Genomic DNA, 11,862 nt, shown 5'->3' with positions numbered 1-11,862 from the left:
CGGCTCCTCAGTCAGTCCGGGCCGCCGCCTACTTGAGTTGCGCGTCAGCCTTCCGCGCGAAGTCGTTGGTATAGGTCGCGTTCAGGTCGATCTTTTTCGGATCGAGCCGGCTATCGAACGAAGACAACGCGCGCAATGACGTCGCCGGACCGTCCGCGGGCATCAAGCCGTCCGGAGAATAGGCGTCGCGCACGTTGTGGAAGGCCTCCACATACAGCGCCGAGTCGTTGAGCAGATAAGCCGGCGGCACCATCTTCAGCAGATCGGCATCGCTTGCGGTCTGCAGCCAGTGATCCGCGCGCACGATTGCATTGGCCAGCGCCTGCGTCGTCTTCGGATACTTCTGGATGAAATTGTCCGAGGCATAGAGCGTCGCCGCCGGCATCGTCCCGCCGAATACCTCTTGCGTGCCCTTTACCGTGCGCGTATCGACCAGCACCTTGATCGCGCCACTGCGCGTCAGTTTGGTCATCATCGGATCGACGTTGGAGAGCGCGTCGATCTGGCCGCCGCTTACCGCGGCGAGCACGGAGGCGCCGCTGCCCACGCCGATCGCCGAAATCTCGTTGCGCTGCACGCCGGCTTTGCGCAAAGCCACGGTGAGCACGAGATCCGTCGACGATCCCGGCGCGCTCACGCCGACTTTCGCGCCTTTGAAGTCCGCCAAAGTCTTGAGCTGGTCCGCCTTCGACTTCAACACGGCAACGACGATCTGCGGCGCGCGTCCCATCAACACGAACGCCCGGTAGTGCTGCCCTTTCTCCTGCATGAACAGCGTGTGCTCGAATGCGCCGGCACCCACGTCGGCGCTGCCGCCTACCACCGCTTCCAGCGCCTTCGATCCGCCCGCGAAATCCTCGAGCGTGACGTCGAGGCCTTCGTCCTTGAAGTAGCCCAACTGTTGCGCAGCGAGCACCGGCAGATAGTAGAGGCCCGGCAGACCACCGACTGCCATCGTCAGCGTGGGCTTTTCCGGTGTGTCTTTGGCGAGCGCGGCGCTAGGCAGCGCGGCCAGTGCAAGCAGCGTGACGCAGGCGCCGGCGGCTTGCCGCATCCAGTGAGTCGGCATTCGATGTCTCCTTATTCTGTTTTTCGTTCGATACGGTGGCGCCGGGCTTGATGTGTGGCCCGCGTCGCTAGCGAGAGACCGCGCGATGATTGTCGTCGGACGGTTTCGCACGCGCCATGCGCCCAAACCCCAATGGCGCACGCAGCGAGTCGGCACATATGTCCGATCCCGTGCCTGTGCTCACGCCCAGCAATCACGCGCTGCCGTCGTCGGCGTGTAAGGCGGGCCGCGTTCATCGCGGGCGTGCTCGCGCAGGCGTCCACGAGGCGGTGGGATTAGCCGCGCACCCGAAGGATCAACGGATATGGAACAGAGCTGGCGGGAACGGCCGCGTCGCGAGCACTTATTGCGGCCGAGGCACTGGACGAGGCTGCGGTTGCGGCAGCGGCATGCCTCCGCCCGCAGGCAACTGGATATAAGGCGCAACGACGATCGGGATTGTCGAATTCGGCGCCAGTTCGGCCGGCGTCGCGATCGGCTGCGCTTCGACGATCGGCTGATGCGAAAGCGGCGCGGTCTGCAGCACGGTGCCGCTCTGGCCGTCGTTGATGCCGTTCTGCGAGTCGAGAATCACCGGCTTGCGCGCACTGGTCGACGCAGCACAAGCGCTCGACATGGCAAAAACCGTGGTCAGCGAGGCTGCAATGGTCACGGCCAGGAGGGATTTGAGCGGGCGGACAGGTGACATGGGCGGACCGGTTGAGTGTGGGAAAGCCGGATTTCGCAGAAAACGCTTTACCATACCGCGACGGTCGCCGCGAGGCTAGTCGATATTCGCCACAAATAGCCCGCAGACGCCGTCGGATTGAAATTTTCGACGTGCAGATGTGACAAAGCCCCGCATGGACGGGGCTTGACGCTTTTGCTGCCGTGGCTGCGCGACAAGCGCTGCCGGGTCAAACTTGATGGTGTTGAAACTTACAGCGAGTAGCCGTTGGTTTCGAGCGAGCGGATGCGCTGTTCGAGCTGGACGATATCCGACGACGACGCCAGATAGGCTTCGCGGCGGGTGCGTTCAGCGGTTTCAAACCAGGTGCTCAGCTTTTCAAGTACGTATGCAAACATGATGTTCTCCAAGGATCAGATTGAATCCCCGGTGGATTGGGCATCAGGGATTTCCCGTAAAAGGGTTAACCCGGATTATAGCCTTATAGCGCAGTCTGACTAGTGAAATGCCCGCATGACGTGCATTCCGTTTTGGAATGGTGCACGAGTACGGTGCACGTAACTAGTTGATTTGGCTTAAATTGAGACGGATTTTTGGCGACAATCAATACCGCCCCATATTTTAACGCACGATATTGGTGCAAATGTCAATTAGGTCGCAACTAACCCAGCTGCTAGGTTGCGCCGAACGCCAAAAAGACCATCTCAAATTGGATGACAACCCTGTCCTGAGACCAGATCGGTATCCGCGAGTCGCTCGATGATCGGACAATCGGGGCGGTCGTCGCCGTGACAATGGTCGGCCAGGTGCGCCAGTGTGTCGCGCATGTCGGTCAGTTCAGCGATGCGGCGATCCAGTTCCGCAACGTGTTCCAACGCAATCGTCTTCACTTCGGCACTGGCGCGCGAGCGGTCGTGCCACAGTGCCAGCAGCCGTCGAATGTCTTCGACCAGAAAGCCGAGCCGGCGCGCCTGGCGAATGAAGCGCAACGAATGCACCTCTTGCGGGCCGTATACGCGGTAACCGGCGCTCGTGCGCGATTTCGCCGCCAGCAAGTCAACGCTTTCGTAGTAGCGAATCATTTTCGCCGTGACGCCCGACGCGCGGGCTGCTTCACCGATATTCATGGCTCTTTCCCCCAGTCTATGTACGTCGATCGTACACCTTCCCATGATGGGAAGGTGTACCACTCAATTGCGGATCGGCAGGCATAATTCAACCATCGCACTATCCATTTTCCCGAGGCAATCCCGATGACAATCGAATTCCAGGTAGAAGGCATGAGCTGCCAGCACTGTGTGGCGGCGATTACGAACGCAATCCGCGAACACGATGAAGCCGCGAAAGTCCACGTCGATCTGGCATCCGGGCGAGTGGCGGTCGAATCGGCGCAACCGGCTGAGACGCTGAAGGCCGCCATCGACGAGGCCGGATACACGGTGACGGGCATCGCGAATGGCGCAACAAACGCCACGACAAACGGCGCGTCCGGCGCCGCCCGGTGAGCGAGCTCACGTCATGTTCAAAGTTGCCGTCATTGGTGCCTCAGGGCTGCTTGGCCGCGCGCTCGTCGACGAACTGGCGCAGCAGACCGGCTGGCAAGTCGTCGCCACAGCTTTCAGCCGGCTGGCGCCGGGCACGGTCGCGCTGGATATTCGCGACGCGCAGGCAGTCGAGCAGTTCGTCGAGCGCGAAGCGCCGGACGCGCTCGTGATTGCCGCGGCGGAGCGTCGGCCGGACGTGTGCGAGCATGATCCCGCACTGGCCCGCGCGCTGAACGTCGACGCGGTGCGCACCCTTGCCGCGGCGGCGAACCGGCGCGGCGCATGGACGCTGTCGATCTCCACCGATTACGTGTTCGACGGCACGCACCCGCCCTACCAGCACGATTCCGCGCCCGCGCCACTCAATGCCTATGGGCGCAGCAAGCTCGAAGGCGAGCGTGCGTTGACTGAATCGACCGACCTCGGCTGCGTGCTGCGTTTGCCGTTGCTGTACGGGCCGATCGTCAGTTGGGCGGAGTCTGCCGTGACGAGTCTCGTGCCGGCGATCGCCGCGTCGGCCGCGCCCGATGGCAAACCCGCCGTCATGGATGCATGGGCGATCCGTTATCCCACCTTCACGCCGGACGTCGCTTTCGTGATCCGGCAAATGCTCGAACGGCATGCGCGGGGCGACGCGATCCGCGGCATCGTGCAATGGTCCGGCGACGAACCGATGAACAAGTACGAAATCGCCGTGCGCCTTGCCGAAGCGTTGCAAGTCGGCGCGCATCTGACGCCGCAACACACGCCGACCGATGCGACGCCGCGCCCGCATAACTGCCACCTGGCTTCGAGCCGGCTCGAGGCGCTCGGGATCGGCCGCCGCACACCGTTCGATGCGGCGATCCGGCAAGTGTTAGCCGTGTTTCCGTGGCGAGGTGCTGCGTAGGCGTAGAACGTCTCGTCGGGTAGATAGGGCTGGCCACGGCGGGTCACCCGTGTTGCCATGAATGCGATGCGCCGGCACGACAGCCTGATGGCGGTCGTGCGGGTTTAACAGCCGCAAGCCGCCCTCAATGAAAATCGCGGCTCGCCGTGGCCAGTTCACCCAGCCATTCGCTGTGGTCCTCGAGGCGATGGGCGACGAGATGGATCACCTCGCCTTTGTTTTTCCGTTTCGCTTTGCCTGCCTGGTTTGCGCTCACGCCATTTCCGGCATTGTCGCCGCCGGTCGCCACGCCGTCGTCGCGCTGCAAAACGCCGTAGACCGCGAGCAACGACGAGCCCAGCAAAACCTTGCGCTGCTTTTCCACTAGCGACGGCCAGACGATCACATTGATCGACCCGGTCTCGTCTTCGATGGAAACGAACACCGTGCCGTTTGCCGTGCCCGGCCGCTGCCGCACGGTGACGATGCCGCACGCTCGCGCCAGCGTGCCGTGCTGGCACGCGGCGAGTTCGGCGGCCGTGCGAAAACGATGGTGAGCAAGGCGTGCGCGCAACAACGCGAGCGGATGGCGATTGAGCGTGAGGCCGAGGCTCGCATAGTCGTCGACGATTTCGCGGCTTTCGGCTGCCTGCGGCAAGAGCAGCGGCGCTTCGGCGATCGGTGCGTCGCGCAGCAGTTTGGGCACCGTGTGCTGCGCCGTCACGGCCCACCATGCTTCGCGCCGATGTCCCGCGATACTGACCAGCGCGTTCGCCGCGGCAAGCGCTTCGAGATCGCGCCGCGTCAAGGCCGCACGGCGTGCCAGATCGTCGACATCGGTAAACTGCGCCTCGTCGCGTGCCGCCATGATGCGTTCGGCGGCCCCTTGTGCCAGCCCCTTGATCAGATGCATGCCGATGCGCACGGCGGGACCGCGAGCGCCATAGGTATCCGACGATTGAAACACGCGGGCAGTCAACCGCTGTGCCGCGCGCCGGACCGTCCTGCTCACCGTCAGGCGCCGCAGCGAAAGATCGCGCAATTGCTGCGCGGATAGTACGGCCTGTTGACGATGCAAACAGGTTTCGTCCGCTGAGATCCGCTGTCCTTCATGACCGCGTCTTTCGAATGTCGACTCCCAATCGCTCAGGGTCACGTCGGGCGGCAATACCTTGACGCCGTGACGCTTCGCATCCTGAACGAGTTGCGACGGCGAATAAAACCCCAACGGCTGACTGTTCAACAAACCTGCCAGAAAAGCAGCCGGTTCATAGCGCTTCAACCACGCGCTGAGATAAACGAGCAACGCAAAGCTCGCCGCATGGCTCTCCGGAAAACCATACTCGCCGAAGCCTTCGATCTGTTTGCAGATACGGTCGATGAACTCCTGTTCATAACCGCGCGCCGACATGCGGTCGCTCAAATCCTTCTGATACTTCGCCAGGTTGCCGCTGCGCCGCCATGCGGCCATCGCGCGCCGCAACTGATCGGCCTGCTCACCGGTATATTTCGCCGCAACCATCGCCAGATGCATGACCTGTTCCTGGAAAATCGGCACGCCGAGCGTACGTTCGAGTACGGGACGCAACTCATCCTTCGCGTAGTCAACCGGTTCGAGCCCCTGCTTGCGGCGCAGATAGGGATGCACCATGCCGCCCTGAATCGGCCCGGGCCGCACGATCGCCACTTCGATCACGAGATCGTAGTACTTGTTGGGCTTCAGGCGCGGCAGCATGCTTTGCTGCGCACGCGATTCGATCTGGAATACGCCGATCGTATCGGCATGGCCGCACATTTCGTAGACGGCGCGATCCTCGCGCGGAATATCCTGCACCCTGAACGTCGGAAAACCGCGCCTCAATGCGACGAATTCCAGCGCGCGCCTAATCGCCGACAACATGCCGAGCGCCAGCACGTCGACTTTCAGCAGCTTGAGCGCGTCGATATCGTCCTTGTCCCATTCGATTACGCTGCGGTCTTTCATCGTCGCGTTCTCGATCGGCACGAGTCGCGACAGCTTGTCTTTCGCGATCACAAAACCGCCGACGTGTTGCGACAGATGACGCGGAAAGCTGCGCAACTCCTGGGTCAAACGAATCAGGTTCCGCGTGATGTGCGAGTTGGCATCGAAGCCCGCTTCGGCCAGATATTTGGCGACTGCATCCGTGCCGTCCCACCATTGTTGCGACTTGCTGATCCGCTCGATCAACGACGCCTCGAGACCCAGCGCCTTGCCGACGTCTTTCAGCGCACTACGCGCGTGATACGTAATCAGCGATGCAGTCAGGGCCGCCCGATGACGGCCGTACTTCGTGTAGATATATTGAATGACCTCTTCGCGCCGCTGATGCTCAAAGTCGACGTCGATATCAGGCGGCTCGTTGCGCGCGCGAGAGATGAAACGCTCGATCAGCATGTTCATATGCACCGGATCGATTTCCGTCACGTGCAGGCAATAACAGACGATCGAATTCGCCGCTGAACCTCGCCCCTGGCAGAGAATGTTTCTGGAGCGCGCGAAACTCACGATATCGTGCACCGTCAGAAAATACTTTTCGTATTTCAGATCGGCGATCAGCCCCAACTCCTTTTCGATCTGACCGATTCGCTTCAGGTCCATGCCTTTGGGCCAGCGCTCCATCGCACCGGCCATGACCAGCTTGCGCAGATAACTCGACGGCGACTCGCCGGCGGGCACCAGTTCTTCGGGATACTCGTACTTGAGTTCGTCGAGCGAGAAGCGGCATAGCGCGGCGATACGCAGCGTTTCTTCCAGCGTATCGCGCGGATACAGTTTGCCGAACCGCACGCGCGTACGCATGTGCCGCTCCGCATTCGCCTCGAGCGCGTGGCCGCATTGCGATAGCGGCGTAACGAGGCCGATGGCTGTCATTGTGTCCTGCAAAGGCTTGCGCGATCGGGCATGCATGAGAACGCCGCCCGCCGCGACCAGCGGCAAACCACTCGCTTTTGAAATCATGCGCAGGGCGTCGATCTGAAGATCATCGCTGCCCGTTTGCCAGAGTTCGAGCGCGATCCATGCCCGTTGTGCAGCGAACGATGCGAGCCAATGCGCGCAACGCAGCGTATGCGAGAGCGTCGCCGCGCGCTGCGGCACGAGCATCAGGACGCAATCGGGCAACGTCTTCAGATGTGCCAGATGGGGCAAGGAATCGGTGAAGTCGGACGGACCGAGGCGATAACTGCCTTTGTCCGCACGCGAGCGGGCTAGCGTAATCAGCTCGGAAAGGTTGCCGTAACCGTTGCGGTTGGTTGCTAGCGCGACCAGGGTGCAGAAAGGCTCGCCGGTTTCGTCGGTCAGATTGAGTTCGCTGCCGATGATCAGTTGAGGGAGGGGTTTTAGTGCCTCGGTTTCCGAGGCTTCCACGGTTTCCTGTTGCAACGTTCCGGTTTTTGTCGCGTCTTCCAAAGGCGCTTCCGGTTGCGCAGCCTTGGCCTTTTCCTCGCGCTCTTTCTGCTGACGGTCCCGCTCCGCTTTGATTTCCCTCAACGCCGTGTGGGCGCGCACGACGCCTGCCAATGAGCATTCATCGGTGATGGCGAGCGCGCTGTAGCCGCGCGACATCGCCTGCTCGACGAGTTCATGAGGATGCGACGCGCCACGCAGAAAAGAGAAATTAGTCAGGCAATGCAATTCCGCATACGCCGGCAACTGGGTGGCGAGCGGCGGCTGCGCGAGGAATGATGGCTGGATTAGAGGCATGATGGTCAGCCGAACAAACCCTGCAAATACCACTCGCCGCTGAGGCGTTCGCGGTATACCCAGAACATGTGCCCGCGGTCGTCGGCTGCAACGTAGTAATCCCGCTCGACACGGTTGCCGTCCCACCACCCTGCTTCGATCCGTTCGGTACGCGTGAGCATTTTCAGCGGCCGGCGATAGATCGGCCGCTGGTCGCGCATCATCAGGCGCAGCGGTTTGTCGAGCATCCAGACCGGGCGAGGCTGGGAAGGTAATGCGCTGTCAGGTAGGTCAAGGGATGCCTGTGCGTTGCCGGGTTGCGGTGCGGATGTGCTGGTGTTTTTGGCGTCGTTTGTTTTGGATGGGCGTTGGGGTGCCTGGGTCGCCTCAGCCGCCTCGATCGCGTAGGCGAGCGCCTCACTGTCTTCGCGCCCTTCCTCCGCGGCAGCGTGCCGCAACTCATCGGTCAGCCAGGTTTTGTCCGCTTTGATCTTCGACCGGGACTTCGCAGGCGAACGCTTCTTGCGCGAAAACGCTTGCGCCTGGTAGGCTTCGACGCGCATTGCCCGCTCGGGACGATGATCGTCCTGCACCGACATCTGCAGCACATTCTCCGGCCCTAATCGAGCGCTCAGGCGCTCCAGCAGACGCGCAATCGAATCGCCATCCGATTCGGGCATGGGAAACAAGGTGTCCGACTGCCCGGCATATTCACCGATCTGCTCAGCGACCAGCTTCAATTCGATGACCGGTGCCGCCAGCACGGTCTGATTCAACTTTTCCCGCAACAACCAGATCAGATGCTCGGCATCACGCGACGGTATGGCCCATGCGACCTTCAGGCTCGATGTCTTCTGTGCATGACGGGACGCCAATTCATGCTCGAGCAGCAACGTATAACCGCTGAGCGCTGCATGATGCGCGCTCAGCCAGCCGGCCAACTGCACGATCAGCCGACGCGCGGCGAACAGCAATGCATCCGCGTTATCGACCCGCGAGGGCAACTCCAGTTGCGCATGAAACGACGCCGGCGCGCGAAACGATTCGCGTGGATCCGGGCGCGTGCCATACGCCTGCGCCAGCAGATCCAGAATGCCGCTGCCGAAACGTCGCACGACACCCGAACGTGGCAATTGACGCAAATCGGCCAGCGTCGTACAGCCGACGTGCGAAAACGCATCGCGATGCGCCTGCGTGACCGGCAGCAGCGAGACGGATAAGCCATCGAGGACGCGCGCAAGCGACGTCTCCTTGACCACGTGCCAGCGATGGCCCTGCCGAACGGCGCGCGCCTGCGCCAACAGCCACGCTCCCCAGGCGGTCGGCGCACAGGCGATGCGCGCCGTATAGCCGAATTCCGCCACCGTGGCAGACACCCGCGACAACAACGCGCGCAAGCCGCCGAACAATCTCAAACCCGAGCCGACTTCCAGCAACAGGGTGTGCGCGTCGGCAAGCGACACTTTCGGCGTGTATGTCAGCAAGGCAAGCGCTATGGCTTCGAATGCCTGAGTTTCGCGGGCGGCATCGGCGGCAAGCAGTTCAAGCCCCGGTGCCAACGCCAAGGCGTACGAACGCGAATGACCCGCATGCACGCCGGCACGCAGCGCGTCGAGATCCGGCATCAGGATGTGCGCGTGATCGGCTAGGGCGTAACAACGCCCTCCACCGATGTCTTCGGCATCGTGAAGTTGGCTTGTCTCGTCGCGCGACTCACGCCGATTCGGCTTCGCGAGCGAACCATCCTGGAGCGGCGCGAGAGGCTTCACCGCTTCCAGCGACAAGAGTGGCAATGTGACTGCGATCCACAGCATGTTTGATCTCTGGCCCTTGATGACGGTCGACTCCGTCTTCCGGCAACAAGACGCTTTGTAAAGGCAAAACGAGACGAAGAGGCTCGGCTAGCGGCGGCCCGCGACGCTTGAAGATGTCGATCGACAAACCAATCTCCTGCAGCCATTGACGACGGTTGATCGTCTGCGCATTGGCCGGCAAAAGCGGCTCGCAGATCATTCGCAATGGCGCTGGGGAAGATTGCGTGGCGGCCTCGACAGGCCGGATCAAAAATGCCAGCGATGCCGACTCCTGAGCCGCCACTTGCAGGCGTCGGACCTTGTCGGCACGCGCATTCGGCAGCCAAACCAGGACCGCGCCGATGCCATCCTGCTTCAAGGCCTGAGCAGCGGCCCACAGGGCCTGGTCTTCACTCGAGCGCACCCATAAGACTCGCTCGACATCGACACCCCAAGCTCTCAATGCGGCAGCGCATGGCTGATACGGAGGCGCCACGAGCATGACATGCCGCCCGGCTTGCTTCGTCAGATGACGCAGCGCATGAGCTAGCAGCCGTACTTCACCCACTCCACCATGCTCAACCAACAACTCTGTCAGACCGCCAGCCGACCAGCCTTGTCCCGGCAACAACTGATCCAGCGTGGCATAGCCGCTGGAAATTACACGCGAGTCCGCCTCGGCAAGCTCATTGCCCTGCCACACCTGACGCCGTAATTTAGACGACAGCGCGGTCGTCGCAAGCTGAATCGCTGCTGCCATAGACACGCTCTTGAATAGGGAATGCTCCGCCCTGCCCGGCATCGAGCAAGCATGAGGTGACGAGTTTTTACTGTATATTTATACAGTATTTTGGGATGGATGTTAAGACGGAGGGATACAGCCCGGTGGGCGCAGGAAGGGGCTTGAGGAAGTGATGAATGCTGTTTTTAGGACAGCCTTTATATCTGTTGAAACAGCTATTTTTATGCTTCAGGTTGGGCTGTTGTGAAGGGATGGGAGGAGTCGAGGTAAGCGCCCGGTCATCCCGTCTTGAGTTGGGCTGAGGGTCTTGGGAGCATCGTATCCACTTAAAATAGGTGGACACGTGAACACTATCGAAGAAGCGCCAATTGGAAGGCGGCGGCGTCGCCGCTTCAGCGTGGAGTTTAAGGCTCAGGTTGTTGCGGCTTGTCAGGGCCCGGGAGTGTCGCTCGCGGCCATCGCCCTGCACCACAAGTTGAACGCAAATCTGCTCCGACGTTGGGTGGAACAGGCCGAAGGGAGCGCCCGGGTGGCGGTCGCGTCCAGCGAAGTGGCTGTGCAGTCCGCAGAGGCGCCGGCATTCGTGCCGGTACCGCTCGACACGATGAACGTTCGCCCGGCCGAGATCCGCGTCGAGGTGCGTCGCGCGCACCAGTCGATCACGGTTAGCTGGCCGACATCAGAGCGCCGCCTGGCTGCGTGAGTGGCTCGCGTGATCCGCATTGATCAGGTGTGGCTGGCGGTCGAGCCGCTGGACATGCGGGCCGGCTTTGATACGGCACTGGGCCGGGTGATAACCGTATTCGGCGCCGCGCATCCACATCATGCTTATCTGTTCGCCAACCGGCGGGCCAACCGTCTGAAGGTGCTGGTTCACGACGGGATTGGAATCTGGCTGGCAGCGCGACGGCTGAACGAGGGACAGTTTGTCTGGCCTTACCCTGGTAGCGAGCCGAAGCATCACGCGCTGACGCAGGAGCAACTCGCCGGTCTGGTGGTGGGTTTGCCGTGGCAACGCATCGGTCCTGACGGCGTGATCCGTGTCGTATGACGCCCGCAATGACGTAAACGGTTGCGCTTTCGCGCTCTCCGAGGTTCTGGCAGACTCGTCCGCATGGACCTGCCCGCCGATCTCAACGCCCTCAGCCCGGAACAGTTGCGCGCGCTCGCCGCGCAGCTGATTGCCCAGGTCGAGGACAGAGACCGGGAGATTGATGAGAAGACCCGGGAAGTCGGCGAGAAGGAACGGGAACTGCGTTACCGGCAGACCCGTATCGACCAGTTGACCCACGAGATATCGATCCTCAGGCGCCAGCAGTTCGGCCGACGCAGCGAACAGCTCAGCAGCGATCAGATGAACCTGCTGGATGAAGCGATCGACACGGATCTGGCCGCCATTGAAGTGGAGCTCGAGCAGCTTCAACCACAAGCCACAGCCGAGCTGTCACCCCAGCAACCGAAGCGCGCAGCGCTGCC

12 protein-coding genes are annotated in these 11,862 nt (G+C 61.8%); 5 read left to right on the top strand and 7 right to left on the bottom strand.

Features of this window, described 5'->3' with window-relative positions; translation table 11 throughout:
- Positions 1-28: 28 nt before the first annotated feature.
- The 4 genes from P0D80_RS00060 to cueR form a co-directional block, all read right to left on the bottom strand.
- A complete protein-coding gene (locus P0D80_RS00060; RefSeq protein WP_408280030.1) occupies positions 29-1,069 on the bottom strand; it encodes an ABC transporter substrate-binding protein in 1,041 nt (346 codons plus the stop codon).
- A gap of 343 nt (positions 1,070-1,412) precedes the next feature.
- A complete protein-coding gene (locus tag P0D80_RS00055) occupies positions 1,413-1,757 on the bottom strand; it encodes a hypothetical protein (protein WP_132375217.1) in 345 nt (114 codons plus the stop codon).
- A 230-nt stretch (positions 1,758-1,987) separates the two neighbouring features.
- Positions 1,988-2,134 carry a DUF3563 family protein gene (locus P0D80_RS00050; RefSeq protein WP_012432419.1) on the bottom strand — a complete coding sequence of 49 codons (147 nt, stop codon included), beginning with the start codon at positions 2,132-2,134 and terminating at the stop codon, positions 1,988-1,990.
- 306 nt (positions 2,135-2,440) lie between these two features.
- Positions 2,441-2,863, bottom strand: coding sequence for a Cu(I)-responsive transcriptional regulator (cueR, locus tag P0D80_RS00045; protein WP_132375218.1), 423 nt, complete (start codon positions 2,861-2,863; stop codon positions 2,441-2,443).
- 126 nt (positions 2,864-2,989) lie between these two features.
- On the opposite strand from cueR, the gene P0D80_RS00040 reads away from it, so the two are divergent.
- Both P0D80_RS00040 and P0D80_RS00035 read left to right on the top strand, forming a co-directional pair.
- Positions 2,990-3,241, top strand: a complete 252-nt coding sequence (locus P0D80_RS00040; protein WP_408280026.1) for a heavy-metal-associated domain-containing protein — start codon at positions 2,990-2,992, stop codon at positions 3,239-3,241.
- 13 nt (positions 3,242-3,254) lie between these two features.
- The gene (locus tag P0D80_RS00035; protein ID WP_408280023.1) at positions 3,255-4,169 is read left to right on the top strand and encodes a dTDP-4-dehydrorhamnose reductase family protein; all 915 of its coding nucleotides are present in this window, start codon (positions 3,255-3,257) and stop codon (positions 4,167-4,169) included.
- 124 nt (positions 4,170-4,293) lie between these two features.
- Here P0D80_RS00035 and P0D80_RS00030 read toward each other — a convergent pair whose 3' ends face one another.
- Genes P0D80_RS00030 through imuA form a run of 3 tightly spaced genes read right to left on the bottom strand, consistent with a single transcriptional unit; the run spans position 4,294 to position 10,404 of the window.
- A complete protein-coding gene (locus P0D80_RS00030) occupies positions 4,294-7,872 on the bottom strand; it encodes an error-prone DNA polymerase (RefSeq protein ID WP_408280021.1) in 3,579 nt (1,192 codons plus the stop codon).
- Positions 7,873-7,877: 5 nt separating this feature from the next.
- On the bottom strand, positions 7,878-9,665 hold the full coding sequence (locus P0D80_RS00025; RefSeq protein WP_408280018.1) for a Y-family DNA polymerase: 1,788 nt from the start codon (positions 9,663-9,665) through the stop codon (positions 7,878-7,880).
- Entirely contained in the window at positions 9,565-10,404 is an 840-nt protein-coding gene (gene imuA / locus P0D80_RS00020) for a translesion DNA synthesis-associated protein ImuA (protein WP_408182099.1), read from the bottom strand. Before imuA ends, P0D80_RS00025 begins: the two co-directional genes overlap by 101 nt.
- Before the next feature lie 325 nt (positions 10,405-10,729).
- Between imuA and tnpA the strand changes: the two genes are divergently transcribed.
- From tnpA to P0D80_RS00005, 3 genes are all read left to right on the top strand, one after another.
- Positions 10,730-11,089, top strand: a complete 360-nt coding sequence (gene tnpA, locus P0D80_RS00015; protein WP_408280014.1) for an IS66-like element accessory protein TnpA — start codon at positions 10,730-10,732, stop codon at positions 11,087-11,089.
- 9 nt (positions 11,090-11,098) lie between these two features.
- Positions 11,099-11,437: an IS66 family insertion sequence element accessory protein TnpB gene (gene tnpB / locus P0D80_RS00010; RefSeq protein WP_408280011.1), complete on the top strand. Its 339-nt coding sequence runs from the start codon at positions 11,099-11,101 to the stop codon at positions 11,435-11,437.
- 63 nt (positions 11,438-11,500) lie between these two features.
- On the top strand, positions 11,501-11,862 hold a 362-nt coding region (locus P0D80_RS00005), incomplete at its 3' end, for an IS66 family transposase (protein ID WP_459252754.1).

The sequence above is a fragment of the Paraburkholderia sp. RL17-373-BIF-A genome (assembly GCF_046030175.1).
Classification (GTDB): domain Bacteria; phylum Pseudomonadota; class Gammaproteobacteria; order Burkholderiales; family Burkholderiaceae; genus Paraburkholderia.
Note: the sequence above shows the minus strand (reverse complement) of the source record. Positions and strands in the feature narration are given on the sequence as shown.

What these genes read in the sequence shown, in the direction of transcription:
- P0D80_RS00060 (WP_408280030.1), bottom strand. Translation starts at nt 1,069, where the DNA reads ATGCCGACTCACTGGATGCGGCAAGCCGCCGGCGCCTGCGTCACGCTG.
- P0D80_RS00055 (WP_132375217.1), bottom strand. Translation starts at nt 1,757, where the DNA reads ATGTCACCTGTCCGCCCGCTCAAATCCCTCCTGGCCGTGACCATTGCA.
- P0D80_RS00050 (WP_012432419.1), bottom strand. Translation starts at nt 2,134, where the DNA reads ATGTTTGCATACGTACTTGAAAAGCTGAGCACCTGGTTTGAAACCGCT.
- cueR (WP_132375218.1), bottom strand. Translation starts at nt 2,863, where the DNA reads ATGAATATCGGTGAAGCAGCCCGCGCGTCGGGCGTCACGGCGAAAATG.
- P0D80_RS00040 (WP_408280026.1), top strand. Translation starts at nt 2,990, where the DNA reads ATGACAATCGAATTCCAGGTAGAAGGCATGAGCTGCCAGCACTGTGTG.
- P0D80_RS00035 (WP_408280023.1), top strand. Translation starts at nt 3,255, where the DNA reads ATGTTCAAAGTTGCCGTCATTGGTGCCTCAGGGCTGCTTGGCCGCGCG.
- P0D80_RS00030 (WP_408280021.1), bottom strand. Translation starts at nt 7,872, where the DNA reads ATGCCTCTAATCCAGCCATCATTCCTCGCGCAGCCGCCGCTCGCCACC.
- P0D80_RS00025 (WP_408280018.1), bottom strand. Translation starts at nt 9,665, where the DNA reads ATGCTGTGGATCGCAGTCACATTGCCACTCTTGTCGCTGGAAGCGGTG.
- imuA (WP_408182099.1), bottom strand. Translation starts at nt 10,404, where the DNA reads ATGGCAGCAGCGATTCAGCTTGCGACGACCGCGCTGTCGTCTAAATTA.